At 67.3% G+C, this 15,485-nt stretch carries 11 protein-coding genes; 4 read left to right on the forward strand and 7 right to left on the reverse strand.

Annotated elements, in window-relative coordinates; translation table 11 throughout:
- Window positions 1-2 precede the first annotated feature (2 nt).
- From J2X36_RS06025 to J2X36_RS06045, 5 genes are all read right to left on the reverse strand, one after another.
- Window positions 3-425 carry a hypothetical protein gene (locus tag J2X36_RS06025; protein WP_310347287.1) on the reverse strand — a complete coding sequence of 141 codons (423 nt, stop codon included), beginning with the start codon at window positions 423-425 and terminating at the stop codon, window positions 3-5.
- A gap of 199 nt (window positions 426-624) precedes the next feature.
- Complete coding sequence (locus J2X36_RS06030; protein WP_310347288.1) at window positions 625-1,449, reverse strand: hypothetical protein; 825 nt, start codon at window positions 1,447-1,449, stop codon at window positions 625-627.
- A 392-nt stretch (window positions 1,450-1,841) separates the two neighbouring features.
- A complete protein-coding gene (locus tag J2X36_RS06035; RefSeq protein ID WP_310347290.1) occupies window positions 1,842-3,461 on the reverse strand; it encodes a methyl-accepting chemotaxis protein in 1,620 nt (539 codons plus the stop codon).
- A 235-nt stretch (window positions 3,462-3,696) separates the two neighbouring features.
- Window positions 3,697-5,178, reverse strand: coding sequence for a carbohydrate porin (locus J2X36_RS06040; protein ID WP_405029739.1), 1,482 nt, complete (start codon window positions 5,176-5,178; stop codon window positions 3,697-3,699).
- Window positions 5,179-5,428: 250 nt separating this feature from the next.
- The gene (locus J2X36_RS06045; protein WP_310347291.1) at window positions 5,429-6,352 is read right to left on the reverse strand and encodes a DUF6328 family protein; all 924 of its coding nucleotides are present in this window, start codon (window positions 6,350-6,352) and stop codon (window positions 5,429-5,431) included.
- A 294-nt stretch (window positions 6,353-6,646) separates the two neighbouring features.
- On the opposite strand from J2X36_RS06045, the gene J2X36_RS06050 reads away from it, so the two are divergent.
- Window positions 6,647-7,657, forward strand: a complete 1,011-nt coding sequence (locus J2X36_RS06050) for a CorA family divalent cation transporter (RefSeq protein ID WP_310347293.1) — start codon at window positions 6,647-6,649, stop codon at window positions 7,655-7,657.
- Window positions 7,658-7,684: 27 nt separating this feature from the next.
- Here J2X36_RS06050 and J2X36_RS06055 read toward each other — a convergent pair whose 3' ends face one another.
- Window positions 7,685-8,065 carry a response regulator gene (locus tag J2X36_RS06055; RefSeq protein ID WP_132250105.1) on the reverse strand — a complete coding sequence of 127 codons (381 nt, stop codon included), beginning with the start codon at window positions 8,063-8,065 and terminating at the stop codon, window positions 7,685-7,687.
- 314 nt (window positions 8,066-8,379) lie between these two features.
- Between J2X36_RS06055 and J2X36_RS06060 the strand changes: the two genes are divergently transcribed.
- Window positions 8,380-10,338, forward strand: coding sequence for an AI-2E family transporter (locus J2X36_RS06060; RefSeq protein ID WP_132250103.1), 1,959 nt, complete (start codon window positions 8,380-8,382; stop codon window positions 10,336-10,338).
- A gap of 458 nt (window positions 10,339-10,796) precedes the next feature.
- Here J2X36_RS06060 and J2X36_RS06065 read toward each other — a convergent pair whose 3' ends face one another.
- Window positions 10,797-11,633, reverse strand: a complete 837-nt coding sequence (locus J2X36_RS06065) for an outer membrane beta-barrel protein (protein ID WP_310347298.1) — start codon at window positions 11,631-11,633, stop codon at window positions 10,797-10,799.
- Between the two features lie 1,190 nt (window positions 11,634-12,823).
- Between J2X36_RS06065 and J2X36_RS06070 the strand changes: the two genes are divergently transcribed.
- Together J2X36_RS06070 and J2X36_RS06075 are read left to right on the forward strand one after the other, a co-directional pair.
- On the forward strand, window positions 12,824-13,591 hold the full coding sequence (locus J2X36_RS06070) for a class I SAM-dependent methyltransferase (RefSeq protein ID WP_310347300.1): 768 nt from the start codon (window positions 12,824-12,826) through the stop codon (window positions 13,589-13,591).
- 632 nt (window positions 13,592-14,223) lie between these two features.
- Window positions 14,224-15,447 (forward strand): hypothetical protein, encoded by a 1,224-nt coding sequence (locus tag J2X36_RS06075; RefSeq protein WP_310347302.1) that lies wholly within the window; start codon window positions 14,224-14,226, stop codon window positions 15,445-15,447.
- The last annotated feature ends 38 nt before the right edge of the window (window positions 15,448-15,485 follow it).

Here is a 15,485-nt window from a genome sequence, read left to right on the forward strand (position 1 = left end):
CCTCAGCGATAGCCGCTCTTCGGGCGCTGCCCGCCCGTTCGCGACGGCGACGTCTCGGCCGGCCCGGACATCGCCATCCCGGAGGTGGCCATGCGGCCTTCGAACCCGTCGAAGCCGCCGCCATGGCCGAAGCTCCTGTAGGAGGCCCGAGGGGCCGCCTTCTCCGGGCGGAGGTCAAGCTGGGGCGCCGTCTCCGGAGCGGGTTGCCGGAGCGGCCGCCGGGGCAGGGCCGGCGCCGCCCTCGCCGATGCGGACGGGACCGGGCTCGGCTCGCCGGTTTCGGGCTGCCCGTCGTCGAGCCGGATCCGATAGCCCATCGTCAGGTAGCAGCCGTCCGGATCCTGTTTCGGGAATCCCTTCCACGAGGCGTCCCGGCCGTAGGTCTGCCGGAACGGCTTGCTGTGCCAGTAACGAACCTCACGCATGAATGCCCTCGTCGGCGCCCCTGACCGTTTCTAGGCCGTCGCTCCGGGAGCGCAACACCGCCCGCCTCTCGCGGCGGGGACGAAGCCGCCGTCGCGAGGCGGCGCAGAGGCAGGGGACGAGCGCGAGGAACCCGCCACGGCGAGGGAAGGGGAGCCGGGCGGGTTCACGGTCAGGCGGAAGCCCGGATCGGGTGCCGGCTCAGACGTCGATGATGCCGTCGTTGAAGAACGCGCGGCCCTCGTTCACGCCGTAGGTGAGGTAATGCCCCAGCGGATTGATGCCGGCCGCCGCGACGTCCGGGTTGGCGGCGAGGTAGGCGCTGGTGTCGAACTGTGCCGACGGATCCCGGCCCTCCTTCCAACCGTACTGGAGGTAGTGTTCGAGCGGATTGATGCCGGCAGCCGCCACGTCGCCATAGGCTGCGAGGTAGCCCTTGGTGTCGAAGAACAGGTTCGGATCCCGGCCTTCCTTCCAACCGAACGCCGCGTAATGCGCCTCCGGATCAAGGCCGGCGGCCGCCACGTCGAGGTTCTGGCTAAGGTAATGCAAGTCGTCGACCAGCTGGTTGCCGTCCCCCTGATTGACCGTGACATCCGAGAAGCGGAACGTCTCGACTTCGGCGCTCTGAACGTACAGGTCCGGGTTGTCGAGGGCGCCGCGGAAGATCGTCGTCCCGGCACCCGCCGCGAAGATGCTGTAACTGCTGATGGAATCGTCGAACGCGAGGGTGTCCGTGCCGGCATCCGCGTCGTACTGGTAGACTCCGTGATGCATGACCAGGGTGTCGTTGCCGGCGCCGGCGAGGAAGTTGCCCCTGCCGTAATTCACGTCCGCCGTGTCATTTCCGCTGCCGGCGACGATATCGACCCGGTTCAGATCGTTCTGAGTCCCGAGGACGAAGAAACGATCGTTGCCTCCGTTGCCGTAGACCAGAGACGAGTCTTCTCCGAAAGGATTCGATCCTTCTTGCGACGCAGGATTAAAGGTCTCCGATGCGGACGTTCCGCGCGTGATTGCAACCACTGCACATCTCCATAGGTCTTGATCTTTGCAGACCGCAATCTGCAGCTTTCAGGTGTTTTTGTGCAGGACGTCCGTGCAACTCACAGTTAGATACATGCAATTTATACGTGTCAAGCGTCGACCGTAAAGAATTCAAGGTTGCCGATTTCGACGCGCGCCAGGGCCATTGCAGCAGACCGTAGGTGGCACGACTGACCGCTGCCGGCATCCTTCACTTGGATGACGCGGGCGAAAACGCTGGCCGCGAATCCGGGATCAGGATCTTGGGACGAAGGCCGTCGTGCCGCAGCGGTCACCGCGGGGCCTGACCGCGGGCGCTTCGCGCGACGCGCCCGAGCGGAAGCGGGCGCGCGCGGGCAGATTGCCCGGCGGGAGCCCGCTCGCCGCGGGCCTCAGAGCCGGTAGCGCTCGGCGAGCGCGATCAGGGCCTGGGCGAGCTCGGTGAGGTTGGCCGAGGCCGCCTCCACCTCGCGCGTGCCCGCCGCCGTCTGCTGGCTCGCCTGCCGGATGTTCTGGAGCGCGCCCGTCACCTGCTCGATGCCGAGCTGCTGCTGGTTGGTGGAGGCCACGATCTGCTGGAAGGTCTGGGCGTTCTCCTCCACGCGGGCAGCCATCTCCTCGATGGTGCGCTGGGTCGTGTCGGAGCGCGACTTGCCGGTGGCCGCCCGCTTCACCGCCTCCTCGGTCAGCATCACCGAGGTGTTGATGCCTCGCTGGATCTCGCCGAGGATCGCGCGGACCTGAACGGTCGCGGCCTTGGCCTGGTCGGCCAGAAGCTTCATCTCGGCGGCGACGACGGCGAAGCTGCGCCCGCTCTCGCCGGCGGCGGCCGCCTCGATGGCGGCATTGAGCGCCAGGAGGTGCGTGCGCTCCGAGATGTCATCGACGTTGGCGACGATCTCGCCGATCGTCTGCGTCTTCTCGGAGAGCGCCACGATGTTGCCGGCCACCGCTTCGCCCTGTTCGCGGATCGCGTCCATCGCCCGCGCCGTATCCGTCGCAGCCCGCAATCCGGCGCGCGCGGTCTGGGCGGTGGCCTGGGCGGTGGCGATGACCTCGCTCGCGCGCTTGGTGACCTGAACGCCCGAATGCGCGATCTCGTCGACGGTGGCGGCGGTCTCCTGGACGGCGGCGAACTGCTCCTCGACGGAGGCTGCCTGCTCCTGGGCGGAGGCACGGATCTCGGCGGCGGCGGCGTTCAGGTCGGCGGTGGCGGCGCGGTTGGTGCGGGCGAGGTCGGCGAGCCCGGCCACCATGCCGTTGAGGCTGCGCCCGAGCCGGCCGATCTCGTCGTGGCCGCGCGCCTCGAGGGTCTGGGACAGGTCGCCCGAGCCGATCCTCTCGACGAAGGCCATCACGCGCAGGAGCGGCCGGACGATCAGGCGGTTGATGGCCAGCCCGATCCCGGCGCAGATCAGGAGCGTGATCAGGGTGCCCAGCCAGAGCGCGAGGTTCGCATTGCGCTGCGCACCCTCGAGCCGCTCGTTCTGCGCGACACGGTTGCCCTCTTCCACCGCCTCGATGGTCCCGAGCTTCTGGCGGAAGGTGTCGAACAGCTGCTTGCCCGATCCGTCCGCCTCGATCCGGACGGCCTCCGACCGGGTCGCCGGATCCGCCGCGCGCCGGATGGCCGGCTCGGCGATGTCCGACTGCCACGTGCGGGCCGCCGAGACGGCGTCGGCGAGCAGGCGCGAGGCCTCGGCGTCGCCGCCGATCAGGGTGCCGAGACGGGTGATCGCCACATCCAGCGCCGGCCGCCCCGACTGATAGGGCTCCAGGCTGCTCGTGCGCCCGGTGATCAGGTAGCCGCGCAGCCCCGTCTCCTGATTGACCATGGCGGCGCGGAATTCGCCCAGCGTGCGGATGATCTGGCTGGAGCGGCCGCGCGCCTCGGTGGCGTCGTGCAACTGGTTGAGCGTGACGAGCACCGCGCCGCTGCTGAGAAGCGTGACCAGGGCGATGGTCCCGATGGCGCCGCCGAGCGAGCGGTTGAGGCCGAACGAACTGCGCATGCATGGCCTCTTCTGCTCGGGCCTGGGGACGGCGCCGACCGGCTGGGTCGGCGCTGCGCCGTCAGGTGGATCGAGATCCGGGAATGCTGCACGGGCGACCAGGCCCGTGCGGCGACGCGAACGCGTCGGTGCCGCGCTTTAGCGGGTGGCCGGCATCACAGGCAAATCGGAATCCTCGCGGCGCGCCCCGCGCCCGGATGAGTAGCCGGCTCAGCGCCGCGGGGCGTCTCGCGCCTCAATATTGCACGGTCGCCCGGACCCCGATCACGGCCGCGTTCCGGATGCGCCGGCCGGCCGGATCGTAGGGATTGGCGACGCCGGCGCCCGGGTGGATGATGTACTGGACGTCCGGCTGCACCGTGAAGCCGGGGACCACGACCGCTTGGTAGGTCGCCTCCAAGACCGTCTCCGCCTTGCGGACCGGCATCGCGACCCCGCTGAAGAGGATGGCATCCCGGTCCGCGCGCCGCGCCTGCCGGCCGATATGCGCGTAGCCGACGCTCACGCCGAACGTGTCGCTGTCGCGCCCCTCGATCAAACCGCGGAAGGCCAGGCCGCCATCGAGGTAATAGTCGATCAGGCTGCTGCGGGTCGGCGAGAGCGAGACTCGCACGAAGGTGCTGATGCCTTCGTCCTCCTTGCCGGGCTCCCGGTAGATCGTCTGGTCGAGGATGCCGTAGAGGCCGGCATTCCCGCGCAGGCGCCGCGCGACGCCCGTCGAGGACGGGTCTGCCAGGGGGCGTCCCCCCGTATCGAGGCGGAGATCCTCGAAGCGCCCGAAATTCTGCCAGCCACCGAACGTGACGGTCCCCGGCAGCGTCTCGAGGTTGTTGTCCGTGTTGTAGGCGTAGGCCACCTCGCCGATCAGCAGGGCCGGGTCATGGGTGCGGAAATTCGTGCCCGTCCGGTCGAGGCGCTGCGGATCGGGATCGGGGCCCGGCCGGTTGGCCCCGGCCGGATCGCCGTTGAACAGCCCGACCTGCAAGGAGAACTTGTCGTCCGGCGTGATCTTGGCGCGGATCGCGGGCGTCGCGAGCGGGTAGGCCGGTCCGCCGCTCGGCAGGTTGAGCCCGGTGATGGCGGGCCAGCCGAAGGTGGAGTTCATGAACAGGGTCGCGGTCTGGCTGACGATGAACTCGGTGTCGGCGGCGAGCTGGCCGCCCCGGATCGCGACCTTTCCGTCGAAGAGCTTCTGATCGAACCAGAGCACGTAGAGCCGGGTCGACGGAAGCGCCTCGATCACGCTCGTGGTCAGCAGGTTGCCGACATAGTAGCGCGACAGACCGGTGCCGTGGATGAAGTAGGCGTTGGCGTGGACCGTGCCCCCGTCCCAGCCGACGAGCTTCCCGAGATCGAGATTCAGCCGCAGGTTCAGGCGGTCCTCGACGATCGCGCCCTGCCGCATGCCGCCGACGGGATTGCCGAGCACGTCGGCTACGTAGGTCAGGCTGTACTCGATGCCCCGTTGCTTCAGGACGGGCCGGATCCCGAGCGGGTCGCCGAGGGGGCCGAGCGAGGGCTCGACCGAGCTGACATATCCGCCCGACGCCTGGCTCGTGGTCTCCGGCTGGGCGATGGCCGTGCGCGGATCCCCGCCCGCGCCGCGGAAGGGCGGCAGGGCGAGTTGCTGCGCCGCGGCGGATGCCGCGAGGAGCGACGAGCCCGCGACCGCGCAGAGGATCGCGGACCGGATGCGCGGGACGCAACGGCTCGGCAGGCCGGGGGTCTCGACGGCAAGGGCCGCTGAACTCAACCGTGTCTCCGCTGGCTTGCTGCAACCGCGCGGGGAGCGTGACAGGCCGCCCGGGGCCGGAGCGGACCTCGGCCGCGCACGAGCGTTCCGCATGGCGGCGAGGGCGTCAAGGTGGAGGCTCGGCAGCCTCCACCCGCGGCGAGCCGAAAAGATGGGGCGGTCGGGGCACCAATGCCGCGTCCCCGCCCGAGCGGAGGCGCGGGGCCGGGCCCCCTCACGCGGCCCTGTCCCGCCTCCGCCGCAGCAGGGCCGGGTGCACGTACCAGAGCCCGACGAGGACGGCGAGGCAGGCGAGGGCCGCGACGAACCCGGCCCCGTCGGACGCGACGACCTTCGCCACCACGACGCCGAGGTCGGCCGAGATGCCGAGCGCCAGGGTCACGCTGGCGGCGAGCAGGAAGCGGGTGCCGAGGGTGTGAAGCTCCGGCGTGTCCTCTCCCGCGTAGACGATGCGATGATAGGCGGCCGGCGCCATCAGCCAGATCACGGTCAGGGCGAGGAAGCCGAGTGCGATCAGGTGCACGATCCTCCCGGTGAGGGACAGGGTCCCGAAAGCCTCCGAGAAGGTGATGACGAGCTGGAAGCCGAGCAACGCCTGGGCGCCGGGCAGCATCACGCGCGCTTCCGTCAGCATCTGCTCGATCTTGGTCTCCAGGGAGGTGGGGGCGTGCTCGGGTTCGCGGGCTGTCATGGTGCGCGCGCCTTGTCCGACATTCCGGGCCTTCAGGGCCGCCAGCCCGTACCAGAACAGGAGGGCGAGACCGCAGACGAGGAGGCCGACGGCCGCGCCGGGGAAGAAGCCCAGCACCGGCTCGGCGGCGAGATACAGGTCGGCCCCGAGGGCCAGGGCGAAGGGCGCCAGCGATAGCCCGGCACAGCGCCCGATCACGCCGAGCAGCCGCTTGGTGTCCTGGCCGCCCTCCACCATCCGGTGCTCGACCGAGGGCGCGATCAGGAGGGCGATGGCGAGGGTGATCAGGCCGAGCGCCGCGGACCAGACGAGGCGGTCGCGAAGCGGCAGCGTCTCGAAGGCCGGACGGAAGGCACCCTGGAACTGGAAGCCCAGCAGGACCTGCGAGCCGAGGATCAGGATGCGCGTCTCGTCGAGAGCGACCTTCACCTTCTTCGACAGGGACATCGGCGACACCGACCTCGCAGCGGGAGGCCGACCCGCAACGGGGAGCCTGGCCGCCGGGTTCCGCCGGAGGTGCGGCCCGGTAAAAGCTCGGTTCCGTAAAACCTTGGCCGAAACCTTGGCCGAAACCTTGGCAACAGAAGTGCGGCCGCGCGCGTTGAGGGTGCCCGATCCTCTGGAAACCGATGATGACCCTTCTCACCCTCCTGATCGCCGGCAACCTCGCCATCGCATCCGCCTTCTCCCTGGTGGCCGTCGCCACGGATTGAGCCCGGCGCGCCGGCCGGGGGCCGGCCCATGACCCCTGCGATCCGAGCCGCCGCGCTGCCCGGCCTGCTCTGGGCGATGGCCTTCGACGAGAAGGGATGCGGCCGCCTCCTCGAACCCGACGAGGGGCTCCCGGACCTCGACGCCTTCGGCAGCGGCTTCCTGTGGCTCCACGTCGACCTCAAGACGGCGAACCTCGCCCCGCTCATCGATGCGGGCCGCGTCGGGCCTCGGGCGCTCGCCGAAGCCGTGTTCCGGCCCGACGAGCACCAGCGTGTCACCGTCGAGGACGGGCATGTCGGCGGCGTGGTCGCCGATCTCGCCCGACCCGGGGCCAAGCCGGATGAAGCGGGCCGCCTGCACTTCGTGATGGGGCCGCGCTCGCTCGTGAGCGGCCGCAGGGGGCCGGCCGAGAGCCCGGACGCCACCCGCGCGAGCGCCGAGAAGGGGCAGCCGATCGCCTCGCCCGTGCTGCTCCTCGAGACGATGGTCGGCTACGTGGTCGCGTCCATGGCGGCGACGGGCCAGCGCCTCTCGGACGAGGTCGACGGGATCGAGGACCGGGTGCTCGACGGGCGCGTGCGCGACGACAGGCGGCGCCTCGGCCCGATCCGCCGCAGCGCCGTGCGCCTGCACCGGCAGCTCCTCGGGCTCGCCGCCGTGTTCCGGCGGCTGGAGGAGGACGATGCGGCCGAGCGCCTGCACGGGCCGACCGTCGCCACGGCGGCGCGGCTGGCGCAGCGCCTCGATGCCCTGGACCGGGACGTGAACGCGCTGGCCGAGCGCGCCCGCCTGCTGCAGGAGGAGGTGGCCGCCCGCGTGGCGGAGGAGAGCAACCGCCAGCTCTACGTGCTCTCCGTCCTCTCGGCGCTGTTCCTGCCGCCCACCTTCCTGACGGGGCTGTTCGGCATGAACGTGAAGGGCCTGCCCTTCGCCGACGACCCGCACGGCTTTCCGTTCGTCATCGGGCTGTGCCTCCTCTCGGCGGCGACGACCTACGCCATCATCCGCGCCCTCGGCATCCGGCCGCCGCGCGGCTAGCGGGGCGGACGCCGGCCCCGGACGCGCTCAGGCGGCGCGGTCGATCGCCCCCATCAGTTCGGACGGATGGTAGGGCTTTCCCAGGAAGCGGCCGTTATCCGGCAGGTCCCGGTCCGCCAGAGGGTGGCGGCCGGAGGTCACCACGAGGCGGATATGCGGCCAGGACGCCGCCACGCGCTCGACCAGGGTCACGCCGTCCATCGAGCCCGGCATGTCGACGTCGGTGAACAGGACGCCGATATCGTCGGGCCGCAGGTTCAGGATCGACCAGGCCGCGTCGGCGGTCGCCGCCTCTGTCACCGTGAAACCGGCCTCCTCCAGCACGTCGGCCGCCATCATGCGGATGAGAGTTTCGTCCTCGACGAGGAGGACGTGGGCAGGCTGGGGCAGTGGAGCGAACGCGGGCATCGGGCGGGCTCGGGCGTTGGAGCGTCGGGCGGGGCGGGTAGGGCCGGACAGGTTCAAGCCTCTAACCCATGTTTGGTTTCAGCTCGGCCGCAGGGCTTTCGCGCCGGAGCCCCCTCGGCCGGGCCGCGAAGGGCCGAGCGAGATCCGCCGCACGGATCATCGGTCCACCCGATGCGGGCCGGCCGCAGCCCCGCGGCAGGGGGCTCCCGATTGCTCCCGCCGAGATCCACCGTGCGCCATGACCCAAACCCGGCGATCGGCGTTGAAGGGTGACGGCCGCCAGGGCCGGTCACGCGTTCCAGCCGGAGTTCTCCATGGCCGTCAGCGACATACCCGCACCGCGCCAGCCCGCACAGGTCCCCCCGCCCGTGACCCCGGGACTGCGCGGGCTGCTGACGCTCGCGGTCGGCGTCGTGGTCATCGCGGCCCTCTATTTCGGCCGCGAGGTCTTCATCCCCCTCGTGCTCGCCATCCTCCTGAGCTTCGTCCTCGCGCCCGTCGTCAGCTTCCTGCGCCGGATTCATCTCGGGCGGGTGCCCTCGGTCATCGTCGCCGTGCTGCTGGCGCTCGGCATCATCCTCGGCATCGGCGCCGTTCTCGGAACGCAGGTGGCGAGCCTTGCCAGCAACCTGCCGCAGTACCAGGCCACGGTGCAGACGAAGGCCGCAAGCCTGCAGGAGGGCTTCCTCGGGCGCGCCAACGCGCTGCTGCAGCGGATCAACCATCAGGTGCACGACGCGTCGCAGAAGGCGTCGGCCTCGGGCACGACGTCCGCCTCGCCCGCCGGCGGCGAGACGCCGAAGGCGCAGCTCGTCCGCGTCCAGGAGCCGGACCCGTCGCCCCTGACGCTCGCGCACAACGTCCTCGGCCCCATCGTCGAGCCCCTGACCACCATCGGCATCGTGCTCGTCGTCGTCGTGTTCCTGCTCATGCAGCGCGAGGACCTCCGCAACCGCCTCATCCGGCTGTTCGGATCGAGCGACCTGCACCGCACCACGGTGGCCATGGACGATGCGGCGAGCCGCCTCGGCACGTATTTCCTGGCCCAGCTCGGCATGAACGCCGCCTTCGGCGTGCTGATCGGCGTTGGCCTGTGGTTCATCGGCGTGCCGAGCCCGATCCTCTGGGGCGTGTTCTCCGCCCTCATGCGCTTCGTGCCCTATATCGGCGCCTTCATCTCCGGCCTCATCCCGGTCGCCCTGGCCGCGGCCGTCGATCCGGGCTGGTCGATGGCGATCTGGACGGCCGCCCTGTTCCTCATCGCCGAGCCCCTGTTCGGGCAAGTCATCGAGCCGCTGCTCTACGGTCACTCGACGGGGCTGTCGCCGTTCGCGGTCATCGTCTCCACGCTGTTCTGGGGCTTCCTCTGGGGGCCGGTCGGCCTGATCCTGGCCACGCCCTTCACCGTCTGCCTCGTGGTGCTCGGGCGCCACGTCGAGAGCCTGGAATTCTTCGACGTGATGCTGGGCGACCGGCCGCCCCTGACGCCGGTGGAGAACTTCTACCAGCGCATGCTCGCCGGCGACCCGGACGAGGCGCGCGACATCGGCGAGGCGATGCTCAAGGAGCGCTCGCTGTCCTCCTACTACGACGAGGTGGCGCTCAAGGGCCTGCAGCTGGCGGCCAACGATTTCGCCCGCGGCGTCGTCACGCCCGCGCAGCTGGAGAACATCAAGACCTCCTGCCAGAACCTCGTCGAGGATTTCGAGGGCCGGCCGGATGTCGAGCCGGCACCCGATCCGAAGGGCGGCAGCCCGGCGGATGTGCCGACGCTCGCCGAGCGCACGCACCCGAAGAACGAGGCCGTCCCCGGCCAAGCGCCGCCCCTCGACCAGCGTCCGCCGGCTTGGCGTTCCGAGGCCCCGATCCTCTGCATCGCCGGCCGCGGCCCCCTCGACGAGGCGGCCTCGACCATCCTGGCGCAGCTCCTGCGCAAGCACGGGCTCGGCGCCCGCGTGGCGCCGCACGAATCCGTCGCGCGCGGTCGCGTCCGGGAGCTCGACCTGTCGGGCGTCGCGATGATCTGCATCTCGTATCTCGACATCACCGGAAGCCCCGCGCATCTGCGCTACCTCTTGGAGCGCCTGCGCCGGCGCGGCCCCGACATCCCGATCCTGGTCGGCCTCTGGCCCGTGGGCGAGCGGGTTCTGACGGATGCGGCGCTCGGCCGGGAACTCGGGGCGGACACTTACGTGTCCTCGCTGCGGGACGGCGTGGAGGCGTGCCTGAAGACCGCCCGCGCGGCCTCGGGCGAGCCCGCGGCCGCGGCGTGAGGCCGGAGCCGGCCGGATCGCACCCTCGCGTCGTTGGGTACAGGCTGGGATCCCGGCCGCTCCGTGATGTCCGACAGCGGAGGCCGAGACAGACTTGGCATTGATAGACTTGGCACTAAGAAGTATCGACGAAGAAAATCTCTCGCACTCGGAACCCGCCTGCAGAATTACCCGTTTCCCGTACGGAGTTTTTACTCCGCCGCGCAACGAACCTCGGAGGTGAAGCGATGCAGCGTCACGGACGGTCCGATGGTAAAACGTCGCCGTCGGACTGGACGAAATCATAGAGTCTAGCGCGATCGCGCACATGGAGGCGGGACTTCGTCCCGCCTTTCGCGCGTGATGACACCGCGAGACGAAAAAAGCGCCCCGGGACCTCTCCCGGGGCGCCGTTTGACTAAGCGGCCAGTCTGATCGGGCTGGGGATGCTTAGGCCAAACCTCCTGTCGGCCGCAGGCTCAATAGGTGCCGAACTTGTAGTTCAGGCCCGCGCGCACGACCGCGAACTCGTCGTCGCGGCGGCCGATCGCGCTCGTCGCGACCACGTTGCTGCCTGCATCGACCACGAGGGCGCCCTGGTTGCGGGTGCCGCGGTCGAGGTTCACGTACAGACCTTCGACCTTCAGCGTGACGGCCGACGACTTGAAGAAGTTCAGGAACGAGTCGGTCGGCAGCGCGTACTCGACGCCGCCGCCCACGGCCCAGCCGGTGCGGAAATCGTCGTTGCCGCGGAAGCCGCCGAAGCTGCGATCGGCGCTACCGGCGCCGTAGGCGAAACCGCCGGTGCCGTAGAACAGGACGCGGTCGAAGGCGTAGCCGAGGCGGCCGCGCACGGTGCCGAAGAAGTCGAGGCTCGACAGGCCGCGGGGATCGACCACCGTGAAGCCGGGGGCCGCCGTCCCGCCGACGAAGATCGGGCTCGTGCGGTTGCGGCCGAAATCGAGATACTGGGCGTCGGCCTCGATGCCGACCACCACGCCCGAGCCCGGCGTGAACTGGAAGTTGTAGCCGATCTGGCCACCGCCCGTGAAACCATCCTGGCTCGACTGCCGGAAGGTCGCCGTCGTGCCGGCCGCAGTCGTGAACTGATTGGGCACCACGAAGGTGTTGGCGGTGCTGTTGCCCACGTCGAACGCGTAGCCGGCGTTGAAGCCGGCGTAGAAGCCCGTCCAGGTGAAGACCGGAACCGGCGTGAACACCGGTGGGGGGGCCGCGCGGCGGGGCAGGTCGGCGGCCGAGGCAGCGCCGGTCAGCAGGACGGCGGCGGTACCGGCGAGAAGAAGCGTTTTGATCATCGGATCCTCATGCCCCATCGCGGGGCTCGACGAGGCGGACATGCCGGCACCGCGGGCCGCGGCGCTAGTGCAAGCTCGCAACACCTCGCACGCCGACAGGGGAAAGCACAGACACAGACGTGCTCTGGCGCACATGCGTCTCACACTCTGTATCAGAAGATTTCTGGAGCATGTCGGTCTGGAACTGGAAGCAAGAGCGCAGGGCGGTCTCGCGGAAATGTGGCGCGAATGTGAGAGACGACTATTGCAATATATCACTGCCGCTCGATTGTTCATGGGCCAGATCGAAAAAGACTTTGCGGGTGCAATTTCTTAGCGGGGGGATGTACCGCGCGCCGCCGCGTGGCACCGGATTGACCGCACCGTGCGGCGGATGCGTCGCCTGACACTAGCGGGCGGCGGTCAGAGCCTGGACCAGACGAGCATCAGCCCGGAGAGACCGAGGAGGGCCAGGACGAATTCGTGGAAGCGCCGGTCGCTCACCGGGCGATCGGCGCGCGCCGAGCCAAGCCCCGATCATCGTTCCCGGCAGCGCCAGGGCGGCAAGCCGAACGAGATCCGGGTTCAGCAGCCCGGACGCGGCGTGCCACAGGAGAGCCCCGCATAGCACCGTCAGGGTGTAGGCCTGGAATACGCCGCGTCGCTCGTCCCGGCTCCAGCCGCGCAGGGTGGCCCAGAGTGTCGGCAGCGGCCCCGACAGGCCGGCGAGGCCGCCTCGTCTCTCGAATCCACACTCGAACCTGCGCGACGGTCGCGATCATAAAGCGCCAAGCTCGGCTGCTGCGATTCCCCGTTTCGCGAGACCGTACAACATGCGGACGCCCTTCGGCCGCGGGGGCAGGGCCGACGACCATCGTGATGCGACATGGGAAGACGACGAAGGCGCCTGCCGGGGCGCTCGGCGATGTCGTGCGATCGATCGGACAACTCACGCGACGTCGCCATCCGCTCCGAGACGCGGGCCGCCGGCGGCCTCGCTGAGCTCAACCTCGCCATGACCAAGCTCGCCATGACCAAGCTCTGATCACATGAGTTTGCAGAGACGCCCGAATACGATCAATGGTAGGGGCCGCCTGATCAGAAGGCCACGTCTTTCCGAAGCCGTGTCACCACGAGGGACGCAGATGATCGATTGCGACCTCAGGGCACGCTGAAACCGGAACGACACCAATCCTGAGAGAGGGCGCCTGTTGGATATTTTCGGACCATTCGATCATCTGTCCGATGCAGACCTGCGCGAGCAATTAACCCGCTGGTGCACGCACAAGATCGATCCAAACATTCAAAAAGATGAATTCGACGCCTATTTCCACACGGTGTCGCCGCGGTCGACGTTCGTGAAGAACGCTCCTCCGGACGCCTGTTTGCTGGATATGGGAGCGGGCGAGGGCTCGCTCTCGATCTATAAAGTCTGGCCGTCGGTGGCTCGATCAGATCTTAAGTTTTACGGAACGTCATTGGATCCGATTCGGCTAGCCGCGAATTACGAGCAAGTTTCCATTTCCGACTTCGAAACAACGCCTCGTCCCTTCAACGGTGTCGAATTCGACGCCGTCGTGGCGTCTCATTTCATCGAGCATCTTTCGGATCCGTCTGGATTCATTGGCTGGGCGGCGTCCTGCATGAAGCCGGGCGGTCGCATGTATCTGGAATGGCCGCATGAATTCTCGAAAAGAATGCCCTCTTCATCATTCTTTGCCGAACACGGAATTCCTGCTTTCACAACGAATTTTTTCGATGATCACACGCATTTGCAGACATGGACAGCGCAGGACATCATCGATATCGCGGGCACATCTGGGCTGCAGCCGGAATTTGCCGGGCGTATTGTTCTTCCCTACGCAGCAGGCTGGATGCGGGACCAAGCGAGAGAAGCAAGTGACAAGATCTCCGGCACATTCGCAATCTGGTGCGCCGTAGGCTGGGCTCAGTACGTCATCCTAACAAAGACACTATAGTTGCTGATCTAGTATCATCAATCGTACAAAATCCAGCTGGTCGTTCGCATCCTGCGTTCGCATGGGCTGAAACCCGGCAGTCTTTGGAGCGCGTGCCTGAAGACGGCGACGTTCGGCACTCGCTTTACAGGTCTGGGCGTGAGCGAGGCGTGAAGTGCATCTGCACTGGGCCGGCCTTGTCGATGTTCGGTCTCTTCGGGGCGACCGCGGATTTACGAGACGCTGAAGCGCCACGGATTGGCAAATGGGCTGTACGAACGGGCTATGGAGGGGGCGGTGCGGGGGGCAGGACTGGTGCCGATGACGTGAGCCGGAATCGTCAGTCCCCGCCTTGTCCCGTCACGCTCGCCGATGTTAGAGCCTTGTCAAAGGAATTGATGTCTAACGGAAGTGCCGTCTCGCGAGCCATTGCCGTCCGGAAAGGGGGATGGACCGACCTCGTCGTGGGCGTTCGCTTGCGCCAGCCACCGACTCGACGACGGTTCATCCCAGTTCGGCAGGGGATGAATGCGTCGATCCTCTGTTGTAGGCCACTCGTGAGCTTGTTTCGACGGATCCACAAAGATCAGGCCCGACGTGGCGCGCTGAGCCGCACGTTTTCAACGATGCATCGGCTTGAGGGACCTTGAATCATGACATCCTTCAGCGCGTATCTGAGCATCTACAATGATTGGGATCTTCTTGGGCCAGCACTCGCTTCGATGAAGGGGCGCATCCAAGAGCTGGTCGTGGTGGATGGGGCCTATGAGTGGATGGTCCCCTATCTGCAGGCAGTCGGAAAGGATCCGCTCCGTTCGGACCCGGCGCTTTATGAAATCATTGAGACATCCGGCATTCCGGCTCGGTTTATCAACCGGTGCTGGGCGAATGAGCCTGAAAAGCGAATCGCCGGTTACGCCGCGTGTCAGACCGATTACGTTTTTCGTGTAGACGCAGACGAGATACTATTTTTCAACGAGAAGGCTTTTGATGCGTATCTCTCGAGCGGGCAGGCGATCGGCGAGATGGAGATGCCGCTCTACGACAGCCCCGGCTATGTCCATGCACAGGACCAAGTAAGCGGGTTTGGGAAGCAGCCGCTGATATTTGACGCTCGCCAGTTGAGACCGGAAGAGCATCTGCAATATCTATGGCTCGTTTTGACCGCCGATACGCTGCCGAAGGGCGTGAAGGGCGGGGCAACTTTCTACCCGGAACCGGTGGCTTTCAACGCCCACCTTTCAACGTGGCGGACTGCGACGGGGGCGAGTCAGCGAGCGGCTTTCTATTCGATGAATTGGGTGCGGGCGAACGGCTTCCCATGGGTGGAGGAACTGAGTGGCAAGCCCATCGCGGATTTTCGCGAGATCTTCGAGTACATTTCCCCGAGACACTTTTCCTCGGCTCTCGCGCGAGGAGCTGTCGCAAATGGGCATTTTAGCATATTGGGGAATGTCATTCGGAAGTCGCCTCTTTCAACGGAACAAGAGGCTTCTTTCGCCCATCTGTACGAAAATCACTTGGCTTCATCGTTTGAACTTAATGAACAGGCTCGCGCGGGCGAGCAGATATTTCTCGCTGGTTCACCGATTTTTTTCAATATATCGCGAGAAGACGGCCGCTTAAGTCTTCTAAAAGACAAAGAATTCCGATTGATAACCGCGGATCAATCAAGTGTGGCCCGCTCCAAGCTGCATTATATCAATGCTGAAGCGCCCTTCGAATCGACATTAGATCTCGAGACGAAACTGGAGGGAAATGAGATCGAAATTTTACTTCCCGACATGGCTCCTATGCCAAGCGAGATCCGATGCGGGCTCAGCGTATCGATCTGGCCACTCTCGGGAAAGGGATTCGGTTCTTTCATAGTGATCTGATGCTGCGTTGCCGGCTCGACCAGACGCTTTAAGGGAGC

Source organism: Methylobacterium sp. BE186, from assembly GCF_031457035.1.
GTDB lineage: Bacteria > Pseudomonadota > Alphaproteobacteria > Rhizobiales > Beijerinckiaceae > Methylobacterium > Methylobacterium segetis.

Bases quoted from the DNA above. Each gene is read 5' to 3' on its own strand.
- J2X36_RS06025 (WP_310347287.1), bottom strand. From the start codon at position 425: ATGCGTGAGGTTCGTTACTGGCACAGCAAGCCGTTCCGGCAGACCTAC.
- J2X36_RS06035 (WP_310347290.1), bottom strand. From the start codon at position 3,461: ATGCGCAGTTCGTTCGGCCTCAACCGCTCGCTCGGCGGCGCCATCGGG.
- J2X36_RS06045 (WP_310347291.1), bottom strand. From the start codon at position 6,352: ATGTCCCTGTCGAAGAAGGTGAAGGTCGCTCTCGACGAGACGCGCATC.
- J2X36_RS06050 (WP_310347293.1), top strand. From the start codon at position 6,647: ATGACCCCTGCGATCCGAGCCGCCGCGCTGCCCGGCCTGCTCTGGGCG.
- J2X36_RS06055 (WP_132250105.1), bottom strand. From the start codon at position 8,065: ATGCCCGCGTTCGCTCCACTGCCCCAGCCTGCCCACGTCCTCCTCGTC.
- J2X36_RS06060 (WP_132250103.1), top strand. From the start codon at position 8,380: ATGGCCGTCAGCGACATACCCGCACCGCGCCAGCCCGCACAGGTCCCC.
- J2X36_RS06065 (WP_310347298.1), bottom strand. From the start codon at position 11,633: ATGATCAAAACGCTTCTTCTCGCCGGTACCGCCGCCGTCCTGCTGACC.
- J2X36_RS06075 (WP_310347302.1), top strand. From the start codon at position 14,224: ATGACATCCTTCAGCGCGTATCTGAGCATCTACAATGATTGGGATCTT.